The sequence below is a fragment of the Prochlorococcus marinus str. MIT 9314 genome, from assembly GCF_000760035.1.
In the GTDB taxonomy this organism is placed as follows: Bacteria; Cyanobacteriota; Cyanobacteriia; order PCC-6307; family Cyanobiaceae; genus Prochlorococcus_A; species Prochlorococcus_A marinus_B.
Genome location: NZ_JNAO01000004.1, coordinates 70,840 through 96,938 on the forward strand (window position 1 = coordinate 70,840; position 26,099 = coordinate 96,938).

The window sequence follows — 26,099 nt, forward strand, 5'->3', positions numbered from 1 at the left end:
TACTCAAATTCATAGATAAATTAAATTAAAACTTATAAAATAAAAATATAGTTTCCAAATCAAAATAAAACCTCTACATTCCAAAAAATCATTCGATGATATGAGTAAAAAAGAAACAACTAACCATAGAGATGTTAGAAACCAAAACTATGAAGCCAAGAAAATGAATAATTCAGAAAACTTTATGAAAAAGAAAGATAAGGACCTTCCATGGTGGGTAGAGTTATTATTTGTTCAAATAGGATTACCAGATAAATTATTAATAAAAATATTAAAAGCCAAAAAAACATCTAAAGATTATATTAAAAATGATAAAAAATCAATAATAATATTTTTCTTTGTAATTACTACATTGGCATATTTTTATCCAGTTATTAAACATGCAAAAAACAAATTAGATTGTGAAGCGATTGCTAAAAATTATATTATTAAAAATAAAAATATAATCGGAATTAATAATAGGGAACTAAAAATGATATCAACAAACTTTTGTTATGGTGGCGAAGAAATCTATGAAATAGAAAATTTAAAAAATTAAATTTTGAATTATTCTCTAATAATTAATCATTTCAATATTATGATATTAACTTAAAGTTTAATAAAATTTATATTTTATTCCTATGACTGATATAAGACAAAAAAAAGAGAATATTAAAATGCATCTAAAAGATTTACGGCAAAACCTAAAGAAAATGCATTTAGAAGTTTCAGAAGAATTAATATTACCGAAGCCTGGTGATGTAAAAGACTTGATGAATAAAATGGATGAACTATTAAAATTAATAGAATCAAAATAAACTATAATTTAAATAATTTAGAATCATAAAAAGTTAAAAAAATGAAAATAATAAAACAATTTCCACTTATAATTCTTATTGCAATTTTCTTAATTTCTTGTAGGACAGCAACGAATAAAAAGTATCCCATTAATAATTTGGAAAAAAGTATTGAGGAGAATCCTAATTCAGAAAAGAAAAGAATGGAAATAAAGTTTTCTTGTGAAGAGGATGGTATTTCAGAGTACTTAGATGATGGATGGAATATTTTAAAAGAAGATTCCCAAGAAAAAGTTTGCACCTGGAAATCTGTTCCTGCCACAAAAGATTGTAATATGGAAAAAGATAAAGGATGTAAAATAACAAAGCCAGATAAAATAGGTGAAGAGAAAATTTATTTATTGGAAAAATAAAGTTAATATATGACTCCAAAATCAGAACATATAGTTTATTTGATTTTTAAGAAATTAAAAAACTATAAGAATAAAAAAATATTTTTAGAAAAAGAAAGTTTGAATAAATTTATTCTTTCGCTTTTCAAAGAAAGCTGAATCCAAGATTTATTTAACATTATTGCTATAGTTAAACCAATTATAAATTAATAAAGAGATGTATAGTTTTTCATCATTAACTGTTATTCTTTCAATAATTTTTATAGTAAGTCTTTATTTTTTATTTAGGGCAACTTCTAGTACAAAGAATTAGAAAGTATTTTTACATAATTTTTAGATAATCGGATCATCTCTCAGTAGTAAAACTGTATGCTTATTTAAACCGTCATTAATCCATTCCTTATATTCTTCTAGGACACACTTTTTATCAGAATTATCTAGTAGATTAATTCTTTTTTTTGCATTATCTAAAGCCAACTTAATACAGAATTTATAATCATTGAAGTGCTCTTGCATAATTTTTTTATTAAATACTAGTAAAAATAATTTCTTATTCTGTATTGAAAATTACAATCATAAGCTTTGATTTAATAAGAGTATCAAGCAATACTGAAGAATTTTCAATATATTTGGGATAATTTGCTTTTAAATTAATCTTATGTCATACGAAGCAGGCAGTAAAGAATGTAGGCATTTAATTGAAGCCAAAGAAAGTCTTCTATCAACTTTAGATGCGTTAAGTAATATTCATTCGACCGATCTAATACAAATCCAAATTAAAGAAATTTACAATAAATTAGAACAGATGCACGATAATAGAAAAAAAATAGAATCAGCTACAAATTCTTTTTAATATATTTTAATTAACCGAAAGTTTTCAAAATTGGCTTTTTATCTTGGTAACTTTTTTTTCTGATAATAAATCAAATAAAGCATCAAGCTGTGCGGATACTTCCTTTGCTTCATTAAGATCAGGCAACAAATCTTCTTTGATAAGCATTTGATGCATCTCTCTAAGCTCTAACCTTATATATCTAAGGTGTGAACATACTTCCTCTCTCTTAGTTGCACTCATATTTCCTTTATGTTCTATATATTATACAATATGATCTTTTTGACCCCATATCATTTTTGTTAAATTGAAAAATTTTTTCAACCCCAACAACATGTCAAAACCTTCTAAAGTCGCGTTGTAGTAATATATCCTTCATGAAAAAGAAAAAATCAAAAAAAAATCAAACTAATTCAAATTTTAAAGATCAAAAATTAGGTCAAACAAAAAATTCAGCAAAATTAGTTCTTTTTGTTTTTGGGATAGGTCCAATTATTGGTATAATAATATTTTTATATAGTAAGGGATTTTTTAATTCACCAACTATTTAAATCTTCAATAATTAAGATTAATTTTAAATATTTAATTTTAATAAAATTTAAAACTAATTATTGAAATTTTTTTAATGAAAATATCCTAAATTCAGCCATTTTTCTAGCATTTTCTGGATTAGATATTAAAAAAGGATGGTCTGATAAAAGTTCAAATACCTTATCTATCTTTAATTTTATATCATCACAATCAATATTTTCCCATTCCTCATCAAATGACATTGCAAAGCTATCAGCATTATCATATAGTTTATCTTTCATAATATTTGGAATTAAAGTTAAGAAAATTTCAGAAATCCGACCCAATCTGAAAGAGTAATTAGAAAAAACATATAAAGCTATCCTCATGACCATCTGAGAAATAACTTTGTATGAGTATTCTTTAAAATTATACTTTAAACTCATTATTTAAATTTTATAAATAAGGGTTGTCAATCAAAATCTGATTTCATTTGACAGAAGTGTTACAATATTGACATATGTAATGACCTATGGAAAATAAAGTTAAAAGAATAGGATATCTCCCTAGAAAAAGAGTACTTGAAATTATTGATGAAATATCAAAAAGCGAATCTATAAGTAGATCTAAGGTAGTTGGAATATTAGTTGAGGAAGCATTAGATGCAAGAGGAATTGCGAATTTTGGATATAGTAATATCAGTAAGTCAAATATATACAAATCGGATAATTTTAAAGACCTCCAAAATGAAAATGCCCACTTAAAAGATGCTGAAGACGAATTTGTTGATGATAGTGGTTACACAGTTTCATCTCACAAAACTTTAGACCGCTCAATATCTTCTGCAGATATTGAATTAGCAAATAAAATAAACATTCTTAAGGAATCAGGATTAATATGACTTTTATTGAGTAATTATTTTATTTTTTAATGCATAACATTGGATCATTGTTTATTCTTAGTCAAGAATAATATTCTTTTTACATAATTAGAATATAAAATCCTTTCTAGTATTAATTTTGTAATTGAAAAATGAAAGATATTAAATGTCCTTCATGCGGCAAAACTTTCCGAATTGATCCCAGCAGCTTTGAAGAAATACTTCTTCAGATAAAAGACGAAGAATTTAACAAACAAATAAAAGAAAGACTTTTTTTGGCTGAAGAAGATAATAAAAAAGCTTTGGAAATTTTAAAACGAGAGTTAAAAATACAGTTAATAGAGCAAAATCGTATTAAAGATTCTGAGATCCAAACTCTTGAATCTAAATTAAAAATAGCTGAAGAAAAGAAAACAAATGCTCTTAATGATTTAAAAAATCAAGCAACAAATAAAATTAATTTACTGAATAATGAATTAATCAAGTTAAAGGATGAAATTAAAAACCAGTCTTTAATTTCAGAATTATCTTTAAAAAACAAAGTTAGTGAAGCTGTTACTCATTTGGAAAAAGAAAACTCATCATTAACAAATTCCATTGAAAAGATGAGGCTTGAACATTCAATTAATGAAAAATTAATTGAAGAAAAGTTTAAAAGCAAAATTAGTGAAAGGGACTTGACAATTCAGGAGTTAAGAGAAATGAAATCCAGATTATCTACAAAAATGATAGGAGAAACATTAGAAATCCATTGCGAAACCCAATTTAATCTGAATCGTGCCTCTGCGTTTAAAAACTCATATTTCGAAAAGGATAATGATGCCACTTCTGGAAGTAAAGGGGACTATATATTTAGAGAATTTGATGAAAATAAAACTGAAGTGGTATCAATAATGTTCGAGATGAAGAATGAAAGTTTTAATGGTACAAATAAAAGAAAAAACGAAGATTTTTTAAAAGAATTAGATAAAGATAGAAGACAAAAATCTTGTGAATATGCAGTACTCGTATCGCTTCTAGAACAGGATAGTGAACTATATAATGCAGGAATAGTAGATGTTTCTCATAGATTCCCAAAAATGTATGTCATAAGACCTCAATTTTTCTTACCCATTATTTCTCTACTAAGAAATGCATCTATGGAAACCTTAAAATACAAATCACAAATTGATTTAATGAAACGTGAGAATTTTGATATAACTAATTTTGAAAGTACTCTTGAGCAATTCAAAAATGCAGTTGGTAAAAATGTTTCACTTGCCCAAGATAGATTTAACGATGCAATTACAGAAATTGATAAATCAATAACTCATTTACAAAAAACTAAGGAGGCTTTAGTTCTTTCAAAAAAACATCTTTTATCTGCTGACAGCAAATCTCAAGATTTGACAGTAAAGAAATTAACTAGAAATAACCCAACCATGAAGAAAAAGTTTAATGATTTAAATAATTTCGAAGATGAAGTAGCTTAATTAAAAAAGTTTTTGAAATTAATAATAGTTAAAAATATATTTAATTTCTAACTTATAAATATACTATAAATAATAAATTACATAGTAAAGAAAATAATGTCTATCAACACTCCTATTTTCAGTATTGCCAAAGATCTTAATGTCGAAAGTAATAGAATATTACTAGCGTGCAAGAAACTTGGAATCAACGCAAAAGGTGCGACAAAAAGATTAAATGAAGAAGAATTGGAAAAAATTAAAAGTTATTTTGAAACGGGCAAAAATGTGTCAGATGAAGTAATCAATTTAAATAAAGTTAAAACTAAAAGTAGTTCTAAAAAAATTGTAGAAAAGGTAAAGATAAAATATTTTGCTAACAGACTTATACGTAAATCTTAAATAAAAATAATTTTTTTTAATTACTTAAAGGAATATGCCACAGAAGGAAAAAATAATAATTTAACATAAGTAAAAATACTTAACATGAGCATAAGCAAAATTTTAAATACTCTCGAAAAATCCTGGGAAAGAGATGATATTCTTTTAAATATAAAGAAGGGGTTAGGGACAGATGAGATAGTTAATGAATTTCTTATGAAAAACGAAAGACAAATTAAAGAATTGAATTCTTTATTAAGGCCAGAAGATATTGATTTACTAAATCAAGTAGAAAAACTCTCAACCTGCGAATCTAAATTAATAAATGAGATTAAAAATTTAAATTACTTAGAAAATAATGAAAATCATCACATTATTAATAAAAGAAAGATTGTGCCATCTAATAGAGTTTCTTTCAACAAAATTAGTTCATTCATGATTAATTGGAGTAACAAATTTGTAGTTATTGCTTTACTAACAATTTCAGCCATAGCTTTATCAAAACAAGCGTGGGCATAATTAGCTAAATTAACTTCATTGTAAGAGATGTAGTTTTGAGAACTAAACAAGAATATTTAATTAGATATAAAGATGGAAATCTTTACTGTGAACTTGGTGATATTTGGATTGATCCAAGTAAGCCAGTAAAAAAGGCATTAATAACTCATGCTCATTTTGATCACTTTACATTTGGCTGTGAAGAATACATTTCTACTAATGAAACTGCGATACTGCTTAAAGAAAGAGTTGGAGATAATATCAAAATTAAGACTTTTGAATATGGAGAAGAATTTAAGATAAATGGCATTAATATTTCTTTTCATCCATCCGGTCACATCCTTGGATCTAGTCAAATTAGGTTCATTTTTGCTGAAGAAAAATGGCTAATTTCAGGTGACTTTAAGCTTCAAAAAGATCAGACTTGTAAACAATATGAAATAGTAAAAACTGATTATTTAATAAGCGAATGTACTTTTGGTTTGCCAATATTTAAGTGGGATGAATCAAATAAAATAGCAAATGATATTTCAAAATGGATAACTAATTCACCAGAAAAAACTTCTTTACTTTTCTGCTATTCACTTGGAAAAGCTCAGAGATTGTTAAACGAAATTAGTCAAACAAATTTTAAAGGCAATATTTATTCCCATGGCAGTATTCACAAAATGAACAATAGTTATAGAGAACTTGGAATAGATATTAAAGATACTATAAAAATTGAAAATAAAAAAAAGATAGATGAACTTAAAGGAAGTCTAATATTATTACCGCCATCTTTAAGTAAGGGTTCTTATTTAAAAAATTTCAAAAACATTCAAACAGCTTTCGCGAGTGGATGGATGTCAATAAGAGCTCTAAGAAAAAGATCAGGATATGATAAAGGATTCGCAATCTCTGATCATGCGGATTGGGATGGGATTCTTGAAGTAGTAAAAAAGTCTGAAGCAAAAAATGTATTTTTTCATCATGGAGATAGTGAAGCCTTAAGTAAATATTTAGTTGAAAAGGAGTCAATAAATGTCCTTCTATTCGGTAAATAAATATGAGCTTAAAAAAGTTTTCAGAATTATTTGGCGATCTAGATTCAATTAATAGTACAAATAATAAAATTGAAGTTTTAAAGAATTATTTTTTATCTAATGATCCAATAGATAATTCATGGGCAATATATTTACTAACTGGAAAAAGTAATAAGAGATTTATTAGTGGAAGATATTTAAAAAATATTTTTTCTCAAATATATGAATATCCTCAATGGTTAATTGATACATGTTATTTAAAAGTTGGCGATTCTGCTGAGGTAATAACGTTATTACTTAAAAATAAAACTAATTCTAGAAAAAAGAAATTATCAAATATAAGTCTCAATGAATTACTAAGCGAAACAATACCTGCTTTATCAAAACTTAATGAGGAGGAGAAAAATTTAGAAATTAAAAATCTTTGGGAAACATTACCTGAAGATAACCATCTAATTTTTAATAAAATCCTAACCGGAACTTTTAGAGTAGGAGTCTCTATCGGATTAATAACAAAATCAATATCAAAACTAATTAATATTGAGGAAGAGATTATCTCTCATAGGTTGATGGGTGATTTTAAACCTTCAATTGATTCATATGAATTTTTAATTAACAAGAATATCAATCTTCAAGAGTTAAATTCCAAACCATTTCCATTTCTTCTAGCGAATACTATTGAAGATAAAATCTTCAAAAATTCAATAAATGATTTTCAATTTGAATGGAAATACGATGGTATAAGGATGCAATTAATTAAAAGATCAGGCAATGTTTCGTTATGGACAAGAGGGCAAGAATTAGTAAATGAATCTTTCCCAGAATTAGTAGAGAAAATGTCACATATAAAAGATGATTTTGTTCTTGATGGGGAATTATTAGTTTGGAATTTTAAAGAAAAAATTGCCTTTGATTTTTCTTTACTTCAAAAAAGAATAAATATAAAGTCTCCTACTAGATCAATCCAAATAAAATATCCAATTATTTTTATTGCTTATGATCTTTTAGAGATTAATGGGAGAGATATAAGAGAAATTAAATTAGAAAATAGAAGAATTGAGTTAGAAAAATATTTTTTAAAATGGCAAATTAAAACTGAGAATAATATCTCTGATATTTTCAAAATATGTGATTTAATCTTTCCTAAAGATTGGCCTGATGCTTTAACTTATAAAGAAAAATCTCGAGAAAATAATACTGAAGGATTAATAATTAAGAAAAAGGCTTCTATATACTCCTCTGGTAGAAAGAAAGGTATTTGGTGGAAATATAAAGTTGATCCTATGCAACTGGATGCTGTTCTAATTTACGCTAAGGGTGGTAGCGGTAGAAGAGCTGGTCTTTATACAGATTACAGTTTTGCATTATGGAAAGACAAAGAATTAATTAAATTTGCAAGTGCATATTCTGGTTTAACAAATATTGAGATTAAAGAGCTAGATAAATGGATAAGAAAAAATACAATAGAAAAATTTGGTCCTGTTCGATCGTTAAAACCAGAAATGGTATTCGAAATATCTTTCGAGAAAATACAAATTTCTAAACGTCATAAGTCAGGCATAGCAGTAAGATTTCCAAGAATAACAAAATGGAGAAAAGATAAAAAAATTAATGATGCAGATAGCCTAGAGAATGCTTATAAACTAATGAAAAAAATATCATGAAAAATATTACGAAAAATTATAAGCAAAATAACTTAATTTCTAAAATTAAGAAGTTTTTCACTACAAATGGATGGGAGCCACTACCCTATCAGATCGAATCATGGGAAGCATTTTTAAATGGAGAAAGTGGAATAATACAAGTTCCTACTGGATGCGGCAAAACTTATGCTGCATTAATGGGACCCCTATCAAAGATAGAAGATCCCAAAAATAATAAAAGTGTGAATATATTATTAATAACCCCTTTAAAAGCACTAAGTAGAGATCTAAAAAATTCCATACAATTAGCAGCTTTGCATTTTAATAAAGCAATCACTGTTGAAATTAGGAACGGGGATACAACCCCATATGAAAAGAAAAAGCAACTAGCTAAACCACCTAATATTCTTATTACCACTCCAGAGTCTTTATCTCTTTTACTTTCTAATAAAGAATCTAATAATCTTTTCAAGGAGTTGTCATCAATAATTATTGATGAATGGCATGAATTGATGGGTAGTAAAAGAGGAAACCAGTGCGAGTTATCTTTAAGTTGGCTAAGAGGTAATATAAAAAATTTACAAATTTGGGCAATGTCTGCAACCATTGGAAATATTGAAGAAGCAGCAAGAGCAATAGTTGGGATGAGCGCTATTAAACCCAAAATAATAAGTACAAATATTCAAAAAGAGATTGAAATTATAAGCGTTTTGCCAGAGGAGGAAACGACCTTTCCATGGAGTGGCCATCTAGGAATCAGAAGTCATTCTTCACTTTTAAAAATCCTAGATAAAAATAAAAGCACATTATTATTCACCAATACGAGAAATCAATCTGAAAGATGGTATCAATGTCTTAAATTTTTTCTGCCAGAGATGGAAGACAAAATTGCACTTCATCACGGTTCCCTCGATAAAGAAGATAGAAAAAGAGTTGAAGAAGGGGTTAAAGACGGATTAATAAAATGGGTAGTCTGCACCAGCTCGTTAGATTTGGGAGTTGACTTTCAACCTGTAGATCAAATAGTTCAAATTGGTAGTGCAAAGAATTTAGCTAGACTTATCCAAAGAGCGGGAAGAAGTGCTCATAGACCAGGTGGAAAATCAAAAATAATTTTTATGCCTACTAATTCTTTGGAGTTATTTGAGATTAGTGCAATGAGAAGAATAATAAAAAGTGGTATATCTGAGAAAATTAGACTTCCTGAATTATCTTATGATGTGCTTCTACAACATCTAATAAGTTTGGCATGTGGAAATGGCTTTGATCCGAAAATTGAGAAAGAAAGAATCAAAAATTGCTGGAGTTATAGAAACTTAAAAGATCAAGATTGGAATTGGTGTCTTGACTTTTTAGAATATGGAGGAAAATGTCTTAAAGCATATCCAAAATATAAAAAGATAGTCAAAGAAGAATCACAAAATAACAATGAAAACTTTAAATATTTTGTAAAAGACAAATCTTTAATAAGAATGCATAAGTTCAATATTGGGACAATTACAAGTGACAAATTTGTGAATGTTAAATATATGAAAGGGAAATCCTTGGGAAATTTAGAAGAGAATTTTGCCTCAAAATTAAATCCTGGAGATACTTTTTACTTTGCTGGTAAAATGCTTCAATTTATAAGAATCAGAGATATGATTTTATATGTTAAAAAATCAACCAAAAAAAGTTCTCTAATTCCTGCATGGGTTGGAGGTCAAATGGCAATTTCTGATCTCCTTTGTGAAAGTTTGAGAAAAGAGATAGATATATGCAATGAATCAGAAAATTATGATTGCTCGAATCCTGAACTAAATTCATTACGCCCAATATTGAAGAAACAAAAGGTTCTTTCAAATATTCCAAAGAAAGATGAATTCCTTATAGAAATATATAAAACCAAGGATTTATCAACTATTTTTGTTTTTACACTTGATGGCAAATTTGTAAATGAAGGAATTGCATTTCTATGGGCTTTAAGATTAGCAAAATTAAAAAAATCTACATTTAGTATTGCTGCTAATGATTTTGGATTCAGCTTAACTACCTCAGAAGATTATGATTTTTCCATAATTAAAAAAGAAGCTGATTATTTTTTGGATAACAAAAAATTAGAGAATGATCTAGAAAATGCAATTAATTTTTCAGAATTAACAAAACGTAGATTTAAAAATATTGCCCAGATAAGTGGACTAGTAAATCAAAATAATCCAACCAAAACAAAAACTTCTTCTCAACTTCAAATAAGTTCAAGTCTTTTCTACGACGTCTTTACTAAATATGAAGAAGGCCATCTTTTGATACAACAATCGCATCAAGAAGTTAAAGAATATCAATTAGAAAACAAAAGAATATCTAGATCATTAGAAAGATTAAAAAATTTAAAAATGCTATTAAACGAGATAAGAACGCCAACTCCTTTTGCTTTCCCTTTATTAGTTGAACGACTTAAAAATACTTTAAGCAATGAGCCAATAGAAAAAAGAGTAGAAAAACTTATAAAAAAATATAGTGATTGAATGAAAAAAAGTTCTTTTAAATTTTTTTGGGAAGATACATTGTTAGAGATGCTTCCTTCTAGAGCATTATTTCTACCGGAAACAAAAGAGTTGTTAATATGCGATATTCATCTTGGGAAAGCCGAGTATTTTCAGCAAAATGGTATACCTCTTACTAATAATTCAGATAAAAACAATTTCGCTAGAATAAAAAAATTAGTAAAAAAATATAGTCCAAAAAAGTTAATAATATTGGGAGATTTATTCCACAGTAAATATTCAATAGATAAAACTCTTCAAAATAAAGTTGAGGATCTTCCTGAACTACTAAAAACTAATGTTGAACTCATCCTCGGAAATCATGATGTAGGTTGCGATATTAAAAATATAAAAATTTTTGACATTAGAAAATCTAAAAATATTACATTTAGCCATGAGCCAGTTAATTTAGAAAACAATAAAATCTTGAATATTTGTGGACATTATCATCCAAAAATCTATTTAAAAAGCAATGGAGATAAATTATCTTTTAGGTGTTTTGCAATGGATATGAATAAAAATGTTTTATATATTCCTGCATTTGGAGACTTAACAGGAGGATATCCTTGCAAAAAATCATTCAAAAAATGGGCAATTGTATCTGAAGAAGAAATTATCGAAATAAAATCTTAAGAAAAATCCTATTGAAGTGACTTAAATTTTTCATTTAGAAAAACCAATTTATACTTAAAAGTCTCGATTAGTTTTTTTATCAATTAATTTAAATCAATTAATCTATTTTCTACTAGCAAAAATGATAATAAAAATTTTATACAGCTAATGACCCTTTCCTTAGCAAACAATCCACGTTATAAAAAAAATAAACACATTTTATAGAAATGAAAAAATTAATAGCCTTGATTTTATTTCCATTTCTTATAACTCCATTTGCGGCAAAAGCAAATGATAATTTTTCTGTTGAGATAGAGGCACTTACACTCGTAATGGAGCAATATAAGGAAGATACTGAATCAAGTGTTGAATTAGATATAGAAGATAAAAAGCCAAGTTACATGGCTCTTAAACAAGACGAATGCAATGCCACTGTTGAAGTTACAGAAAAAACAGGATTAGAGGTTGTAAATACTGAATCTTTCGATGTAAATGTCTGTTTGAAAGAAATCTATAAAGTAATAAACTAAATAAGCAGTTTATAAAAATATTATAAAAACAAGCAAATTAAAGAGGTCTTTTACTTAAAGAAGGTAAGACCTCGAGACCTAACAGAAAACTTTGGAACGGGTTCTGCATACCTAATTGATAACTACAATGAAATTGTAGAGGTGTAATTAAAAGTACAAAACCTAAAATTATATTTTAAATAATTACTTCTTCTTTGATAATGTCTTTGATTCTTCTCTAGACATTAAAGCTTCGATTTGAGCAAGAACTTTTTGAAGTTCATCCGTTTTTGTAAGAGATGCTTCTGCTACTTCTCTTAATTTTTCTAACTGTTCTTTAGTTTTATCCATGATAAATAAATTAGAAATTAACCACTCTTAAAAATGGTTTTAATACAGATTTTTCACTCCCACACAGATTCATATTCTCTCTTTTTTTTATAAAGTCAAATAAATTTCCCTTTATTAAGGTTTTATTAGGACTTCCAATTAATTCTTTATTTAATATTGAAACCATAAGATTACCTGAAATAGAAATACTCTTAAATTATGAAGTAAATACAGGTAAACCTATTGTTGCAGTTGTTATGAGAGCTCCTGCAAAAATCAAGAAAGGTAGAAAAGGGTAGTTTTTCAAAGATAAACTTACTAATTCGAAATTACTATATAGGTATTTATACTGTTTGTCTACCCTTTATCCGTTTTAAAGCTAAAAATCTTTCTTTTAAAAGTAAAAATTTAACATCAGCCAAATTTACCTGATATGTATTCCTGAGTGGTTTTTTCTTTTGGAGAGTTAAAAATTTTCTTTGTCGAATTAAATTCTGCGAGGTAACCAACCTTTCCTCCATCACCATCTTCATACTCAATTGCATTAAAAAATGCAGTCATATCACTTACTCTTAATGCCTGTTGCATATTATGAGTAACGATTATTATTGTGTAATTCTTCTTAAGTTCATGCATCGTCTCCTCAATTTTTAAAGTTGAGATTGGATCTAAAGCAGAACATGGCTCATCCATGAGAATTATTTCAGGTTCAATTGCGATGGTTCTTGCTATACATAGCCTTTGTTGTTGTCCGCCAGATAACGAGTAACCACTATCATTCAATTTATCCTTACATTCACTCCATACAGCAGCTTTTCTCAAGGAACTTTCCACTAATTCATCCATATCTCCCGTAAAGCCATTGATTCTTGCTCCGAATGCAATATTTTCGTAGATAGATTTTGGAAAAGGGTTAGGTTGTTGAAAAACCATTCCGATTCTTCTTCTAACTTCAACTGGATCTACTCTTTTGTCATAGATATTAGTTCCATCAAAGAGGACTGTCCCTTTTAACGAACAATTAGGGATTAAATCGTTCATTCTATTCAAAGCTCTAAGAACGGTTGATTTACCACAACCAGAAGGGCCAATGAGTGAAGTTATATCTCCTGCTTTAAAATTTAAAAAAACATTTTTTACCGCTTCAAAAGTGCCATAACTAATAGAAACATCCTCAAGAGATAAAATGTTTTCCTTTTCCGACTTTTTAGTGTTTTTAATCATTTCATACCCTCTTAGTTTTCTCAGTAAAAGCGGCCAATATCCTTGAAAAAATATTAACTGTTAGTATTGATATGACAAGAATAAATGAAGCCGCCCAGGCTAGTTTATTCTGTGCATCATAAGGTTCAAGGGCAAAATTATATATCAAGACAGCTAATGAGCCCATCTCGTAAAACAAATCTTCAAAACCTACTATGTAGTAGTAAGAAAATAAAGCAGTAAATATCAAAGGTGCTGTTTCGCCTGCAGCCCTTGCGATTCCAAGCACAACCCCAGTAGCAATAGATCTAAATGCTGTGGGTAAAGTTATTTTTAATATTGTTGTATACATACTTGCTCCTATGCCTAGAGAAGCATACCTTAATTCATTTGGTACTAACTTTAAACCTTCATCAGTAGTTTTTATAACTGTAGGCAACATCAATATTGAAAGAGCCATACCTCCTGCTAAACCACTGTACATACTACCAAATAAAATTTTTGTTGAAACGATTAAGGCATAAATAAATACACCTGCAATTATTGAAGGAACACCGGCTAAAACATTAACTCCAAATCTAATAAATTTTGAAAAAGGTCCTCCGTTTGAATATTCAGCTAGATATATGCCACCGCCAACACCTACTGGTATGGAAATAATTGAAGCAATAGTTGTAATTACTAGTGTCCCAATTAATGCAGGATTAATTCCTCCTGCATCTAAATCATCTCCAGGAGGATTTGGTTCTAAAGTAAATAATTCTGGTGTGATTTGAGCTCCCCCTTTAATAAGAATATATGTAACCACAAAAATCAAAGGAAGAATTGCAATGAGTGCACAAAAAACTGATAAAGAAGTAAAGAATTTATCTCCTACATTTCGTGATAGCTTTTTCTGGTAATAAAGAGAATTCATAATCATCTAATATTTGAGACTAAATTTCTTAACTAGCCATTGAGCAAAGATATTAACTACTAAAGATAGGATCATTAGTACAAAAGCCGCATAAAAAAGTGATGAGACCTGACTTCCATCGGCTTCACCAAACTGGTTTGCAAGCATAGAAGAGATCGTATATCCAGGAGATAATAGTGACCAACTAAATGCATTAGAATTTCCAATAATCATCGTTACAGCCATGGTTTCACCCATTGCCCTGCCTAACGCCAATAGAACTCCTGCCATAATTCCTGATAATGCCGCAGGCAAAATTACCGAAAATATAGTTTTCCATCTACTTGCACCAATTCCATAGGAAGCATTCCTAAGCTTTTTAGGAACTTGATTCAGACTATCTCTAGCTATCGAGGTCACTATTGGTAAAAGCATTACCACTAAAATTATTATCGCTAAAAGTGAATTCCGACCTGCAGGCTCCGAACTAAATAAAGGAATCCAACCAAAGAATTTATGTAAAAAAACAAAAAACTCTCTAAAGAAAGGTTCCATAACAAATATCGCCCATAATCCCAATACGACAGATGGTATAGCTGCTAGTAATTCAACAAATGAACCTACTATTTCTCTGACAAATTTCGGAACAAAATCCTCTGTAATAAATATCGCAGTTCCAACACCTAAAGGGATAGTAATCAATAATGAAAGAAGAGAAGTAACTAATGTCCCATATATTGCTGTAAAAGCTCCATATTCATCTTTTACTGGATTCCATTCAGAAGTTACTAGAAAATTTAAGCCATACCTTGAAAATGATTCAAATGACTGAAAAAAGACTACTAAAATAATTCCAAAAAGTACTATTGCAACAAGACTAGACAAGGCTAGGGTTGTATTTTTAAAGATTAAATCTATATTTTTTTCAATTCCGAATCTTTTACGATTTTTGAAAAGAGTTAATTTCTCTTCCATAAAAAAAAGAATATCTCTATAAATCTACTACTAAATATTGGAAAAGACTTTAAGAGGGGTTAAAGGTATATGAAAGTCATGATAATTTGACATCTATTAAAAAAATTTAACTACCTATTTTTTCAACGGCAGCTCTTGATTTCAAAAGGATATTTCCTTTTAAGGGGATAAATCCAAGGGATGAAGCCTTATCTTGATACTCATCACTTAACAATTATTAAAGGCTTGTTTGATTGCTTTTGTGTTTCTACCATTACCTTTTTCGTAAGCGAGTATCCATGTCAATGAAGCGATAGGGTATGCTCCTTTTGCTGTTGGATAGGATTTTTACCCGCAAGATTTTCATCTAAAGTAATCCCATTATGAGCCTTAGCTCCTGCTTTTCCAGATGGTTTTAGAAACTCACCTGAAAGATTTTGAAGTGCAGCAGCTTTCACATTTCCTTTTATGTATGACTGGTTCATATAACCTCATTTATTTAGAATTTAATTTTTGTTGTTACTCTGTTTTTATTTTGGGATTTGAATTCAAAAATTCCTGTATCAGTAAATATGGTCAACTCATCTCCAGATGTTTCTTCAATTGAAATTCCTTCAGACTCTAAATTTTTAACATATACATTACCAATAAGTTTTAGAGATTTATCATCCTTGTCAAAAGAAAGCTTGTCAGAATAAGCCTCAAAATTACCACTATTACTCTTAATGACTACATTTCCCTTAGCCTCTAAATCTCCTTCTAAAGTATTAACTTGAGAATCAGATGTAATTGTGTAATTAGTTAATTCCTCAGCAAAAGAGAATTCAGCTATTAGAAATAAAAAAGATGCAAAAAATAAGCTTTTCATTTACTCCCAACCCTTTTCTGCATTTTGAATAATCCATTGTGCAAGAACCTTATCCTCTCCATCCTTTAATTTATTTTTATAACCCTTCATAAAACCAATCCCGTCATTGGCAATTTTTGCTATTGAAATCTCATCTGCTATTCCTCTTTTTTCAAGGTCGGAAAGTTTTAATGATTTGGATCCTTTAAGAACGACTGATCCACCTCTTACATGGCAGCCTGCACAAACATTTCTAAAAATTGTTTCTCCATCTCTAATTTCAGAAGCCATTAGATATCTATTTTGCAAAGAGGTTTGAAAAATAATTATTAAAGTTATTACAGGAATTACAAATAGAAATTTAAATATTTTCATTTGATTTATTTCACCCACAAATATTTTAGCAATTAATTCTGTATCTAGATTTATCTACTTTAATAGCTCTACTGCCACAACAAGATTTCCTAATAATCCGTTCAAAATATTTAGCTGTTCTTTACTACCAAATGCTATTAATACCTGACCTGGTTGAAGTATGAAATTGCCGCCAGGATTAGTGAACAACTTTTCATTTTCCTTAATGGCTAATATTTTCGCACCACTCTTTTTGCCTATTCCAAGTTCAGAAAGTGATCTTTTCTCTGCTGTTTCAAAAAGACTAATATCATTGCTTAATTCAAATTCTTCAATTTCACATTCACTTCCTGCAAGCAGATCAAGAAAGTCAATAGCGATAGGTCTTAAAGCCATTGATGCCATAGCTCTTCCTGCTGCAATATAAGGACTTACTACTATACTTGCTCCAGCTAATCTCAACTTACTTGCAGCTTCTTCAGTTCCAGCTCTTGCAATTACTCTTATAGAACTTCTTATCCCTTTAGCGCTTAAAACGACATATAAATTTGCAGCATCGTTAGGCAAAGTCACGACCAAACTTTTACATTTTTCTAATCCTGCAAGTTTTAAAGTCTCGTCAAGAGTTGCATCAGCACAAAGAACTTCTAAACCATTTTCTTCAGCAATCTTTTTTCTATCTTCATCGCTCTCAACCACAATAATTGGAATATTTTGCGTTTTTATTTGGTTAGATATTTCCTGACCTACCCTCCCATATCCGCACAAAATTACATGATTTTCCATTTTTCTAAGAAGTCTTTTAAAACGTAATTCGTTTACTCTTTGAAAATAGCCAGATTCGAATAATCTAACAGCTTTTTGAAAGGTAAATTGAATAAAGATCAATCCGCCAACGATTACTAAGACAGTTACGATCCTGCCTTCAGGACTTAAAGGTTGAACTTCTCCAAAACCAATTGTGGTTATTGTGATCAGAACCATCCATAGGCAATCACTCCATTCCCATCCCTCTGTTATTCGATAGCCAATTGCACCTAAAAAAAACAGAAAGAATAAAGAATAAATAAGACCAAACCAAGGTCTTAAATAGTCTTTAATAAAATAGAACTCAAATAATCTAAGCTTCATATCCCTTATTATCGTTAACTATTCAAAAATTTCAAAAAAATTTTCTATTATGTTCCTAAAACTATTTATTTGTTTAAGTGAAATTTATATTAAGCAGGTTGATAATATTTATTTTCGTGGCTCTATGCATTAAACAAATGATTACTATCTCAGATCTTTTTTAATGCTTCATAAAAAATTAATTCAAGGTTTTACTTGTACTGATTCAATAAGAAAATCAGAAGCTGCTTTTAACCAATCAGCGACGGTAAGACGAAGGTCAGGTTGAGAATATACAAGCGCGATAATAATTCCAACTAAGATTATCTTTACCATGGCATTTCAAATATTCTTATGAATTAAAGCACACCTATTTAGTAAAAAGAACCTTAAATTTATAAAAAATAGAATAACTAAAATTTTTCTAATTGATTAAACAAGTATTCTACTCTTCTAAGATTTACACCTAAATCAGATTGCCCTAATCTTGCTGCAGATCTTATCTGAATGATTCCTTTAGATCTATCTACATAACTCCTTACATCAAGCTTTAAAATTTCAAGGTCATCTGGAAATCTAAAAATCAAGCTCCTACAAACACCTCTCCAATAATTTCTACCACTTTCAATAACTTCAGTACGAGGTAAACCTTCTGCCAGAGAAACAAGTTGAATAAACTTTTGATCAACATTTATTAGTTTCTTTTCTACTAAGGCACTATTTAATGGATTAGTTATTGGAGCAAGACCTTGAATTGAAGAAACCATATTTTTTTAGGAATGATGTAGATGTTCTAACCGATTTCATATACAAAGTGAGAGAAAAAAGTAAAGAATTTTCCCATAAATTTGATCTCTTTATAAAGATTCCTTATTTTGTGATCAAAATTCTAAAATTTGAGATTTTTTATTGTTTTTTTTGATAGAGATGGTTGCCTACTTTGTTTACTAATAAGTTTCCTAACCCATAAAAAAACTCCAACAAACAAAAAAATTTCAACAATAATTCCAACCGATATTAGATTCATTTTTAATCCTCTTTTTTCTTGTTGGTGCCCTCTATGTATGGCACAAGAATATTTAATAACCACTTTTTAAATGAACTTAAAGGTTTCATAATCTATTTACTTGCCTTTTCTCCATAAACTCCTCCCTTTAACGAGATCCTCTATATTTGGCCAAGCTGCTATTAATTCTTTAAGTGCTTTTCTATTAGGAGTATAGAAAACACATGACAATGCACTTATTACATAAAGGATGAACCATAACTTACTTTCTGAATAAGCTAAAAACAAAGAGAAAAGAAAACTTCCAATAAAGAAAAAGAAAAATGACCTATTTAATATTTCTAATGGAGTTCTTTTGAGTCTGTAGAATTTAATCTTTTTAATATCTTCTTCAGTATCTTTCTGAAATTTACTTTCGTACGAATTAATTATTTCTTCTTCTAGAACTTTTTCATACTCTAAATTATCAATTGGATCACTTTGATCCTTTTTATTTATCATTGGTATCTATACAGTACAAATATGGTAACTAATTTAAGGTATTTTAAAAAGTATCAAATTTTATCTGATAACTTGGACTATACGAACAGATCATGGTTTTGAAAATACTTCAAGATTGTCTTATTTATAAAAGATAAATTAGTCAAAATATTCTTTTTAATTTTCCCAAATCTTTCGGTCATTTAAAACAATCACTTCTATAAACTTCATAGCATTAATTAAATTAGGAGGCAATATCTAAATCTAGAGTTAAAATAGTTTAGAGATTTTAATAATAATCTATATGCAAAGGTATTTGATTTCCTACGAATTTACTGATGGCGAGGATCAAGAAGAAGGAGCAGAAATGCTAATTAATTGGTATGAATCGGGAGGTCCCCAAAACAGACCTGAAAACTATGAGGTTCATTCTTGGATTTTTATGGTTCAAAATGGGATTGGACATTCTGTAGTAAGTGCAGATTCTCTTGAGACAATTTGGAAGCAATGGCATCCCTGGAGAAGGTTAATGGATATAAGTATTCAGCCGTGTATGGATCTTGATGAGACAGTCGGATTATTCAAAAAACAAAAAATGAATACAAGGATAGTCTAAAAGTATTTGAATTCCAAATATAAATATCTTTTTAGTAGCACCTAATACTACATACATATCTCACTGCGTTAAAAAGGATAAGATTAATTTTCCATGATGAATGATTCTTATCACATTTACTTCAAAGGAGAAATTCTTTTCAAGAATTTAAGTAAAGATGAATTTGAATTTGTTTGGGGAAAACTTTATACATCTTATATAAATGCCCTAAATAAAGAGCTAACCTACGAATTAATTAGCGAAAACAATATTATGGAGCCGGTATTTAACCTTGAGCCATCTTACTAAATCAAGAACTAAATCCTAGATTATGAATAAAACAAGAAAAGCTGTCTCTCTTTTATTTTGAGGTACTCTTTTTCTTCTTTAGTTATATCTAAAGCAATTCTATTTGCCTCAATTTCAACATTCGAACTATAAGTTTCAAAGTTTTCCTCTCTTTTGAATAGAGCAACAATGCCAATATCGGTTATGAACCAAATAAAATGATTAGTTTCTCCAATTGGCTCTCCTTTTAAAGAATCAATAATCAAATCACAAGTTGAATCCATTTAATTAATCTGAGAGGGGGTTTAATTGCCCCCATTGCAGTACCTTACGGCCTCAGAATTGGTGCCACCATCTTCAATTATTTCTGCAACACATTTATTAAAAAGTTTAGATTCCTTTTTTACTGAACAGAATCCAAAAGCGATTGCAGCTAAAGCTATTGCCGATACGAAACTAGACCCAAGTTGTATAAAACCATAGGCAAACATAATGTTTTTCTTTCCAGAACATTTTTTTGAATCCTTTTTTTCTTCTGACATTTTAGATATTTAACTAATACAAACCTATTTGATTAATCATGCGTTTGGGAATTGTTGCCATAGAGAAAACCGAATTAAACAATTTTTAATCAGCTATGACAAAAATCAAAAATTTCAAGTTTAGATTGATTTTTCTTCACTTTAATTTTCAATTTGATACTTCATGAAGAAAAAACTTTTTGAATTTTTTATCAACATGAGCTTTTGGTATAGAAAATTTATCTTTTTTAAAAAGTAATGATCCCATAGTCATAACAAGAGATTATGTTACTTTTTAAACTATATTTTATTTTTTTTGATGAAGTATTAATACTTAAAAATTTTTCCAGAAAAGCTTGTTTTGATAATGCTCCCGAAGAGTTATCCACTTTTTAAGCGTTTTTCAACAGGGTTTTCCACAATATGTTGATTAAATTTGAATTTCTATGTGCAAAATAAAATATTATCTTCTTTTAAGAAAAACTATCCACAATTTTTTTTTGGGATCACTATGATCTCAAATGTCTTTAAATAATTTTCAGTAGAAATCTTATGAATCTAAAAGAGACAAATAAGGATTTAAATCCTGAAATCAAAAAAGTGTTGGAAAAATCTAAGCTCGAAGTTCTTACTAATGAAAATGATTTTTTAGTTAAAAACCTCAAGAAGGCTGGATAATACACTAGAACTTTAAAAATTTTTTAAACAATAAATTTCTAAAATTCCTTCCCGAGACAAAATAATATTTCTTGAATGATCACCCAAAAAGTTTAAGTTTATCAAATATAAAATTTCTATTAAAAATATAAATTAATTTTCTTTATGCCAAACATATAAAACAAATCCTAGTTATATTAACTTAATCTCAGTAAGAGATCAGATTAGAAATATAAACGGGAAATCCAAAGTTCTTTAATTTATTAAAACATTCAATTTTCCCTGTTTCGCATCTTAGATTCAATAAAGATGAATATTCAAGAACTTAAAGTCAACTACAAAAAGCTTTTAAACAAAGCTGCCAAAGCAAACGGCCGTAAAGAAACTGTTTCTTACTTAAATCGTGCTGCTAAAATTAAATCAAAAATCTATTCAAACACAAAAGTAAATTGCTTTAGATGTAATGGAGCAGGTTTTCTAAGAATTTCACTAGATGAGACTAAAACATGTCTATCTTGCTACGGGAAGGGTTTTTTAATTAAAGAAATTCAGCAGGTTTAAAAAATTTGATTGCTCATGAAAGATCTCATTCAAGCTCACAAAAAATTAATTAAAACAGTTAAAGAACAAATGGGATTTTCCGATTATGGGATGTATTGGTTAGCTTTCCTAGAAGGTGGTCTAACTATATGGCTGTTGGATAGAATATTTTTCCACTGGTTAAAGTTTTAATTTTTATTTAGGTCAAAAAAGATTTCTGCAGGTATTTAATAAATTAATTTATCGAAACCATTTGAAAACTTGTAGGATGGTAAAAAACTAATATGCAATTACTCGGATTAATTCTTCTTCTAGCTAGTAGCTGGTATTTATGGAAATTAACATCAAACTTTCTTGATGAACCAACAAAAAAAGAACTGACTAAAAGTTTAAATAACCTCAAAAATAAATTCTCTGAGGGAAAACAAAATTTCACTAAAGCAAAAATAAGCGAAGCTTGGGAAAAATACAAAGAAGAAAGTGGTGCCTTATCTAATAAAGACAAAAGCTAGTGGACTTTTTTATTATTACAAGTCTCACTAAAGATATTTCTAGAATTGATCTGATTGGTATTTTAATTGGTCATTTAATATTTGGTATTGCATTGACGCAGCTTTTAGATTGGACCTGGTTGAAGAACCTTATGAGTGAAGAAGATAAAAAAAGAATGCTTAAAAGTTACACATGGAAAGACTTATTAGTTGATGGAGCAATTGTTGCGGTAGTTCTAGGAATAATCTTTTTGATAATTAGCATTTTTCTATAAATGAACGTAACTTACATCCTTTTATTTTTTTTAATGATATCAATTGTGATTTTCACTCAAATAATCAATTACTCCGATAAATCAAAATAAATGACCGAAGTAACTAGCAACTCCTCAACTGGATGGTACTTAATCGCTTTGGTAAGCACTTTATCTTTTTTAGCCTTAATTTACTTCGGCCAAAAAAGATAGAGTAACTTTTGAAAGACTATTTAAATTCATAAAAAAAGCTCTGCAACTTCATGAGATACAGAGCTTTTAATTATTGAGTAACTGATTTATATAAATCTGTTGATTATAAAACCTTTTTTCTTAATCAAAGAAAAAGAGACCGATGAATGTGATGAAGATACTAAATTCACGGCCTCTATGATAACCGCATTTTTCGGTAGATACGACAATGAATCACCTCCTTTACTAATGTTTTTTTAAAGATAACTAAAAGAATTAAATAAGGAAAGAAATTCGTTAAAAATTTAAAAGTTTTTTAACAAATTAAGGATATAAATCTCTTGAAAATAAATGTGTTGATATTACCAAGGCAAAACTTCTCCTTTGGCATGCCAGAACGTACCCGAGTTATTTTTATTTAAAGAATCTATACGTTTTAAAAGACCATTTGCTGATTCTTCAGGACTAATTCCATTTCTTGTAAAGCCAGTCATTCTTGTACTCACTAACCCAGGATGCAAAATAGCTACATAAATATCTTCTCTTGATAAATCTATGGAAAGTGATTTTGCTGCCATGGACAAAGCTACTTTAGACATCCTGTAACCATAAGAACTTCCTGATGTATTATCTTCAATAGACCCCATTCTACTTGTGATAAAAGCAACTTTAGAAGATCTTTTTAAAAGATGTTTAAGTGATTGAGTCATACATATTGGGCTCAATGCATTGACTTCAAATTGCCGTAAAATACTTTTCTTTTCTAAGTTTTCGAAAGAATTAAATTCATAAATTCCTGCATTATGAATTAAGCAATCTAATTTAACTCCAGATAGTTTTTTGCACAAATTTGTTATCGACTCATCAGAAGAAATTTCTATATTCTCTTCAATTCTCACTCCTAAATCTCTAAGTTCTTTTGAAGCTTTCCTACACGTTGCAATTACATCATCTCCCCTTTTATGGATTTGCCTACATAGTTCTAATCCAATACCCCTATTTGATCCTGTAATTAGATAAGTCGACATCTCTAAACTAAAAAATAAAAAATTAATCTAAATCCAAATATAAAAGAAAACGAACTAGAAAAAGAAAAATTTATAAAATTCCTTATTAGATTTTTTAAGGTTATGATGGGTTATGAAATTTAAAATATTCTATAAAATAAAGCAAAGATATTTGTATCATCAAAAATTAATTTATGGAAATTTTCAATCAAGAATTTATAGAAGAGTTTATTAGGTTAACGTGGAGAAATCCTGCTTTCATGGCTATAGCTATCGCGTTAGTTTGGCTTATCCCACAATTATTTATCAGAAAAATGATGGCAAAAAAATATGAAATAAGAAAAATAGAAATTCAGAAAAATAAAATTCAGAAGCTTTACCCAACTAATACTCCTAAATAAGATTTTTATTTATAAGATGAACTAATGAATCAAAAAAATACTTTTAGGATCTAAGTAAAATATGACCTACAAAATAATTAGAATTGATGGGAAAGATGACGAATTAACATCTCAAAGTTTTGATAAGTATTCAGATGCGTACGATTTATTAGAGGAACTATATGGAGATTTATGTTGTTCAGATGCTGATTATGGAGACATAACCTATTACGATATTGTGGAAAATAATTAAAAAATTTTAATGGAGAATAAAAAATGGGCTCCCTCCCAAGAAGAAAATTTGGGGGTAATAACGAGTGTATATGAATTCATTAAAGAAGAACTTTCAGAACTTCAAAAAAAAACTGGATGTCCTGATTCATTTATTTATGATTTTATTGGCAAGATTCAGAATGAATGGCATCCTGAATCTTGCCACTCCATAGTTAGAAATAAAAAAAGGAAAAATTAGAAAATATTAAATCTTCAACGCAAATTTATAAAATTTCTCTAATATAATTTGAATTTTAAAATACTAAATCATGATTATTAGAATACTAGGAATCGTACTTATCCTTGGTACTATTGCATATTATGGTTTAGTGTTAACTGGGCAAAGCAACCTTTAGTTTTTTAACTTTTAAAATTTCTCATGAAATGGCCTCCTACTTTGTGTTGGACAGCACCAAAAACAATTAATGGTAATAGGCATTTTCAAGTTAAAGCTTATGGTGGAAAAAATGAAGATAGATGGGTTGATATTTTTCCTACCAAAAATAAAAAAGATATTAAAAGAATCTCGTGGGCAAAACTAAAAACAGAATGGACTACTGGATGGTTAAGGCTCCCAAAAGATAAAGATTAATTTGTCTATGTAAACAAATATTATTAACCAGAAAACTGTAAAAAATAATACCTAACTCAAAAAAAATAACTTCTAAAATTTTTTAAATTGCTGTTTAATATGAAGTCAGAACCCAAGAAAAAACTCCCTAATAAAAAAGTTATAAGTTCAGCAAAATTTGAGGCTAAAGAACAATTCACAAAATCTGCATTAGAAAATTTAAAAACAGAAAATGAAAGACTTGTTAATTCACTAAAAAAATCTGGGGAGATTAAAGAATCAAAAAGAAAATAGACTTACAGTATTTAAAAATTTTTATTATTATAGAAATTTATACATTGAGAAATGATTGAAAAAATCTCTCTAGCAAATTCTCATTTACCTCAACTTGTTGGGTTCGTTCTGATGTCAATTGGATATACATTAGGCAATAAATTCTACCTTCCGGAAATCAAACAAAAATAATAATTTCTAATCACTAAAAATATTTAAATAAATAACATTGAAAATATATTCCTTATAAAATTTTTCAAAATTTTATCTAATTTAAAGTAAAAACCTTAAAGTTAATTCTCTCATTCAATTAAGACTAGTCTTAGGATGTACCTGACACATATATGTAACAGTAAAGTACTTAAAATTGTGAAATCGAAAGAAAAAGTAAGAATTCATACTAATTTTTTTTAAATATGTTACATTCTTTAATAATTAAAGGGTTTCCTCTGTAAATAAAGCAGAAATTAGGAAATGTTTGATGTATAAAAATGTCATTTATTCTTTGGCTTACTAATTGGTCACATATGAAATCTAAAAATGGATGCACTTACTAGTTTTATAGTTGTTATCATCGCAATTACAATTCAATTCTCTTTATACGCCATCAAAAGGTTGCAGGAACCTTTAGAACCAAATTATTTGATAGATAAAAATTCGAAAAAAAATAGAAACTATATGGGTAAATTTTGGAAAAATGCCGAAATAACAAATGGGAGATTAGCTATGATTGGTTTTTTTGCTTTGATAATAAACTACGGTTTTTTTGGGTGGATAATACCTGGTTTTATTTAAACTATCAATACAGTAAGGTCTTAAAGAAAAAATCTCTTGTTCAAAACAAACTCTCCTT

The 26,099-nt window shown here is 28.4% G+C and carries 42 protein-coding genes and 1 pseudogene; 26 read left to right on the plus strand and 17 right to left on the minus strand.

The features are described from left to right. The first annotated feature begins 100 nt into the window (after positions 1–100). From EU98_RS06910 to EU98_RS0108770, 3 genes are all read left to right on the plus strand, one after another. Positions 101–538, plus strand: a complete 438-nt coding sequence (locus tag EU98_RS06910; RefSeq protein ID WP_032515254.1) for a hypothetical protein — start codon at positions 101–103, stop codon at positions 536–538. An 82-nt stretch (positions 539–620) separates the two neighbouring features. After that, positions 621–797, plus strand: coding sequence for a hypothetical protein (locus EU98_RS09735; protein ID WP_193742991.1), 177 nt, complete (start codon positions 621–623; stop codon positions 795–797). A gap of 41 nt (positions 798–838) precedes the next feature. Then, on the plus strand, positions 839–1,189 hold the full coding sequence (locus EU98_RS0108770) for a hypothetical protein (RefSeq protein WP_032515255.1): 351 nt from the start codon (positions 839–841) through the stop codon (positions 1,187–1,189). Positions 1,190–1,501: 312 nt separating this feature from the next. Here the strand turns inward: EU98_RS0108770 and EU98_RS0108775 are convergent, their stop codons facing one another. Continuing rightward, positions 1,502–1,684 carry a hypothetical protein gene (locus tag EU98_RS0108775; protein WP_032515257.1) on the minus strand — a complete coding sequence of 61 codons (183 nt, stop codon included), beginning with the start codon at positions 1,682–1,684 and terminating at the stop codon, positions 1,502–1,504. 142 nt (positions 1,685–1,826) lie between these two features. Between EU98_RS0108775 and EU98_RS06905 the strand changes: the two genes are divergently transcribed. Further along, positions 1,827–2,021 carry a hypothetical protein gene (locus EU98_RS06905; RefSeq protein ID WP_032515258.1) on the plus strand — a complete coding sequence of 65 codons (195 nt, stop codon included), beginning with the start codon at positions 1,827–1,829 and terminating at the stop codon, positions 2,019–2,021. 24 nt (positions 2,022–2,045) lie between these two features. Here EU98_RS06905 and EU98_RS06900 read toward each other — a convergent pair whose 3' ends face one another. Then, positions 2,046–2,243 carry a hypothetical protein gene (locus EU98_RS06900; protein WP_032515259.1) on the minus strand — a complete coding sequence of 66 codons (198 nt, stop codon included), beginning with the start codon at positions 2,241–2,243 and terminating at the stop codon, positions 2,046–2,048. A 134-nt stretch (positions 2,244–2,377) separates the two neighbouring features. Between EU98_RS06900 and EU98_RS09740 the strand changes: the two genes are divergently transcribed. Beyond that, positions 2,378–2,551: a hypothetical protein gene (locus tag EU98_RS09740; RefSeq protein ID WP_193742992.1), complete on the plus strand. Its 174-nt coding sequence runs from the start codon at positions 2,378–2,380 to the stop codon at positions 2,549–2,551. Positions 2,552–2,608: 57 nt separating this feature from the next. Here the strand turns inward: EU98_RS09740 and EU98_RS0108780 are convergent, their stop codons facing one another. Continuing rightward, entirely contained in the window at positions 2,609–2,812 is a 204-nt protein-coding gene (locus EU98_RS0108780; RefSeq protein ID WP_032515349.1) for a hypothetical protein, read from the minus strand. Positions 2,813–3,042: 230 nt separating this feature from the next. On the opposite strand from EU98_RS0108780, the gene EU98_RS06895 reads away from it, so the two are divergent. The 9 genes from EU98_RS06895 to EU98_RS06855 all read left to right on the plus strand — a co-directional run bounded on the left by EU98_RS06895 (position 3,043) and on the right by EU98_RS06855 (position 12,046). Beyond that, entirely contained in the window at positions 3,043–3,411 is a 369-nt protein-coding gene (locus tag EU98_RS06895) for a hypothetical protein (protein ID WP_032515261.1), read from the plus strand. 131 nt (positions 3,412–3,542) lie between these two features. Further along, on the plus strand, positions 3,543–4,862 hold the full coding sequence (locus EU98_RS06890) for a DUF2130 domain-containing protein (protein ID WP_032515262.1): 1,320 nt from the start codon (positions 3,543–3,545) through the stop codon (positions 4,860–4,862). Between the two features lie 96 nt (positions 4,863–4,958). Beyond that, complete coding sequence (locus EU98_RS06885) at positions 4,959–5,240, plus strand: translation initiation factor IF-2 N-terminal domain-containing protein (protein WP_032515263.1); 282 nt, start codon at positions 4,959–4,961, stop codon at positions 5,238–5,240. 84 nt (positions 5,241–5,324) lie between these two features. After that, a complete protein-coding gene (locus EU98_RS06880; protein ID WP_032515264.1) occupies positions 5,325–5,738 on the plus strand; it encodes a competence protein ComC in 414 nt (137 codons plus the stop codon). Positions 5,739–5,773: 35 nt separating this feature from the next. Then, positions 5,774–6,760: a ligase-associated DNA damage response exonuclease gene (locus EU98_RS06875; RefSeq protein WP_032515265.1), complete on the plus strand. Its 987-nt coding sequence runs from the start codon at positions 5,774–5,776 to the stop codon at positions 6,758–6,760. A gap of 2 nt (positions 6,761–6,762) precedes the next feature. Continuing rightward, on the plus strand, positions 6,763–8,403 hold the full coding sequence (locus EU98_RS06870; protein ID WP_032515266.1) for an ATP-dependent DNA ligase: 1,641 nt from the start codon (positions 6,763–6,765) through the stop codon (positions 8,401–8,403). Then, complete coding sequence (locus tag EU98_RS06865) at positions 8,400–10,886, plus strand: ligase-associated DNA damage response DEXH box helicase (protein ID WP_032515268.1); 2,487 nt, start codon at positions 8,400–8,402, stop codon at positions 10,884–10,886. Before EU98_RS06870 ends, EU98_RS06865 begins: the two co-directional genes overlap by 4 nt. Further along, on the plus strand, positions 10,887–11,537 hold the full coding sequence (gene pdeM / locus EU98_RS06860) for a ligase-associated DNA damage response endonuclease PdeM (RefSeq protein WP_032515269.1): 651 nt from the start codon (positions 10,887–10,889) through the stop codon (positions 11,535–11,537). Between the two features lie 206 nt (positions 11,538–11,743). Further along, positions 11,744–12,046 carry a hypothetical protein gene (locus EU98_RS06855; RefSeq protein WP_032515270.1) on the plus strand — a complete coding sequence of 101 codons (303 nt, stop codon included), beginning with the start codon at positions 11,744–11,746 and terminating at the stop codon, positions 12,044–12,046. Positions 12,047–12,229: 183 nt separating this feature from the next. Here the strand turns inward: EU98_RS06855 and EU98_RS09745 are convergent, their stop codons facing one another. The 11 genes and pseudogenes from EU98_RS09745 to EU98_RS06810 form a co-directional block, all read right to left on the minus strand. Further along, the gene (locus tag EU98_RS09745; RefSeq protein ID WP_179852451.1) at positions 12,230–12,376 is read right to left on the minus strand and encodes a hypothetical protein; all 147 of its coding nucleotides are present in this window, start codon (positions 12,374–12,376) and stop codon (positions 12,230–12,232) included. Between the two features lie 393 nt (positions 12,377–12,769). Beyond that, a complete protein-coding gene (gene pstB / locus EU98_RS06850; RefSeq protein ID WP_032515272.1) occupies positions 12,770–13,579 on the minus strand; it encodes a phosphate ABC transporter ATP-binding protein PstB in 810 nt (269 codons plus the stop codon). A 1-nt stretch (position 13,580) separates the two neighbouring features. After that, positions 13,581–14,474: a phosphate ABC transporter permease PstA gene (gene pstA, locus EU98_RS06845; RefSeq protein WP_032515350.1), complete on the minus strand. Its 894-nt coding sequence runs from the start codon at positions 14,472–14,474 to the stop codon at positions 13,581–13,583. A gap of 6 nt (positions 14,475–14,480) precedes the next feature. Then, a complete protein-coding gene (gene pstC / locus EU98_RS06840) occupies positions 14,481–15,428 on the minus strand; it encodes a phosphate ABC transporter permease subunit PstC (protein ID WP_032515273.1) in 948 nt (315 codons plus the stop codon). A 106-nt stretch (positions 15,429–15,534) separates the two neighbouring features. Continuing rightward, positions 15,535–15,898, minus strand: a pseudogene (locus EU98_RS0108785) (phosphate ABC transporter substrate-binding protein PstS); the annotation flags it as partial. 8 nt (positions 15,899–15,906) lie between these two features. Next, positions 15,907–16,275 carry an LptA/OstA family protein gene (locus EU98_RS06835; protein ID WP_032515274.1) on the minus strand — a complete coding sequence of 123 codons (369 nt, stop codon included), beginning with the start codon at positions 16,273–16,275 and terminating at the stop codon, positions 15,907–15,909. After that, the gene (locus EU98_RS06830; protein ID WP_032515351.1) at positions 16,276–16,629 is read right to left on the minus strand and encodes a c-type cytochrome; all 354 of its coding nucleotides are present in this window, start codon (positions 16,627–16,629) and stop codon (positions 16,276–16,278) included. It lies immediately after the preceding gene. A gap of 54 nt (positions 16,630–16,683) precedes the next feature. After that, the gene (locus EU98_RS06825; protein WP_011376270.1) at positions 16,684–17,739 is read right to left on the minus strand and encodes a potassium channel family protein; all 1,056 of its coding nucleotides are present in this window, start codon (positions 17,737–17,739) and stop codon (positions 16,684–16,686) included. Between the two features lie 183 nt (positions 17,740–17,922). After that, positions 17,923–18,054, minus strand: a complete 132-nt coding sequence (locus tag EU98_RS10115) for a hypothetical protein (RefSeq protein WP_275040597.1) — start codon at positions 18,052–18,054, stop codon at positions 17,923–17,925. A 77-nt stretch (positions 18,055–18,131) separates the two neighbouring features. After that, positions 18,132–18,485 carry a DUF1499 domain-containing protein gene (locus tag EU98_RS06820; RefSeq protein WP_032515275.1) on the minus strand — a complete coding sequence of 118 codons (354 nt, stop codon included), beginning with the start codon at positions 18,483–18,485 and terminating at the stop codon, positions 18,132–18,134. Positions 18,486–18,841: 356 nt separating this feature from the next. Then, a complete protein-coding gene (locus EU98_RS06810) occupies positions 18,842–19,225 on the minus strand; it encodes a hypothetical protein (RefSeq protein ID WP_032515278.1) in 384 nt (127 codons plus the stop codon). A 283-nt stretch (positions 19,226–19,508) separates the two neighbouring features. Here EU98_RS06810 and EU98_RS06805 point away from each other — a divergent pair, with 283 nt between their 5' ends. Further along, on the plus strand, positions 19,509–19,820 hold the full coding sequence (locus tag EU98_RS06805; RefSeq protein ID WP_011818215.1) for a DUF3303 domain-containing protein: 312 nt from the start codon (positions 19,509–19,511) through the stop codon (positions 19,818–19,820). A gap of 308 nt (positions 19,821–20,128) precedes the next feature. Here EU98_RS06805 and EU98_RS06795 read toward each other — a convergent pair whose 3' ends face one another. Together EU98_RS06795 and EU98_RS06790 are read right to left on the minus strand one after the other, a co-directional pair. Then, positions 20,129–20,371, minus strand: coding sequence for a hypothetical protein (locus EU98_RS06795; RefSeq protein WP_032515281.1), 243 nt, complete (start codon positions 20,369–20,371; stop codon positions 20,129–20,131). Between the two features lie 21 nt (positions 20,372–20,392). Beyond that, positions 20,393–20,629, minus strand: a complete 237-nt coding sequence (locus tag EU98_RS06790) for a hypothetical protein (RefSeq protein ID WP_032515284.1) — start codon at positions 20,627–20,629, stop codon at positions 20,393–20,395. Between the two features lie 531 nt (positions 20,630–21,160). On the opposite strand from EU98_RS06790, the gene EU98_RS10120 reads away from it, so the two are divergent. The 5 genes from EU98_RS10120 (at position 21,161) to EU98_RS06775 (ending at position 22,571) form a co-directional block, all read left to right on the plus strand. Beyond that, the gene (locus EU98_RS10120; protein WP_275040598.1) at positions 21,161–21,286 is read left to right on the plus strand and encodes a hypothetical protein; all 126 of its coding nucleotides are present in this window, start codon (positions 21,161–21,163) and stop codon (positions 21,284–21,286) included. A gap of 288 nt (positions 21,287–21,574) precedes the next feature. After that, entirely contained in the window at positions 21,575–21,826 is a 252-nt protein-coding gene (locus EU98_RS06785; protein ID WP_025931689.1) for a hypothetical protein, read from the plus strand. Between the two features lie 15 nt (positions 21,827–21,841). Next, a complete protein-coding gene (locus EU98_RS09750; protein WP_012007524.1) occupies positions 21,842–21,997 on the plus strand; it encodes a hypothetical protein in 156 nt (51 codons plus the stop codon). A 92-nt stretch (positions 21,998–22,089) separates the two neighbouring features. Further along, a complete protein-coding gene (locus EU98_RS06780) occupies positions 22,090–22,317 on the plus strand; it encodes a hypothetical protein (RefSeq protein WP_032515285.1) in 228 nt (75 codons plus the stop codon). Further along, complete coding sequence (locus EU98_RS06775) at positions 22,317–22,571, plus strand: hypothetical protein (RefSeq protein ID WP_032515286.1); 255 nt, start codon at positions 22,317–22,319, stop codon at positions 22,569–22,571. Before EU98_RS06780 ends, EU98_RS06775 begins: the two co-directional genes overlap by 1 nt. 533 nt (positions 22,572–23,104) lie before the next feature. Here the strand turns inward: EU98_RS06775 and EU98_RS06770 are convergent. After that, positions 23,105–23,770, minus strand: coding sequence for an SDR family oxidoreductase (locus tag EU98_RS06770; protein ID WP_032515287.1), 666 nt, complete (start codon positions 23,768–23,770; stop codon positions 23,105–23,107). Between the two features lie 173 nt (positions 23,771–23,943). Here EU98_RS06770 and EU98_RS06765 point away from each other — a divergent pair, with 173 nt between their 5' ends. The 6 genes from EU98_RS06765 (at position 23,944) to EU98_RS0108790 (ending at position 26,041) form a co-directional block, all read left to right on the plus strand. Next, positions 23,944–24,150, plus strand: coding sequence for a hypothetical protein (locus tag EU98_RS06765; protein ID WP_032515289.1), 207 nt, complete (start codon positions 23,944–23,946; stop codon positions 24,148–24,150). A 61-nt stretch (positions 24,151–24,211) separates the two neighbouring features. Continuing rightward, a complete protein-coding gene (locus EU98_RS09755; RefSeq protein WP_072165441.1) occupies positions 24,212–24,382 on the plus strand; it encodes a hypothetical protein in 171 nt (56 codons plus the stop codon). Positions 24,383–24,391: 9 nt separating this feature from the next. Then, complete coding sequence (locus tag EU98_RS06760) at positions 24,392–24,601, plus strand: hypothetical protein (RefSeq protein WP_032515290.1); 210 nt, start codon at positions 24,392–24,394, stop codon at positions 24,599–24,601. Positions 24,602–24,781: 180 nt separating this feature from the next. Then, positions 24,782–24,994 (plus strand): TIGR02450 family Trp-rich protein, encoded by a 213-nt coding sequence (locus EU98_RS06755; RefSeq protein WP_025894322.1) that lies wholly within the window; start codon positions 24,782–24,784, stop codon positions 24,992–24,994. 99 nt (positions 24,995–25,093) lie between these two features. Further along, positions 25,094–25,267, plus strand: a complete 174-nt coding sequence (locus EU98_RS09760) for a hypothetical protein (protein WP_011818200.1) — start codon at positions 25,094–25,096, stop codon at positions 25,265–25,267. 519 nt (positions 25,268–25,786) lie between these two features. Continuing rightward, complete coding sequence (locus EU98_RS0108790) at positions 25,787–26,041, plus strand: chlorophyll a/b-binding protein (RefSeq protein WP_032515291.1); 255 nt, start codon at positions 25,787–25,789, stop codon at positions 26,039–26,041. Positions 26,042–26,099 lie beyond the last annotated feature (58 nt).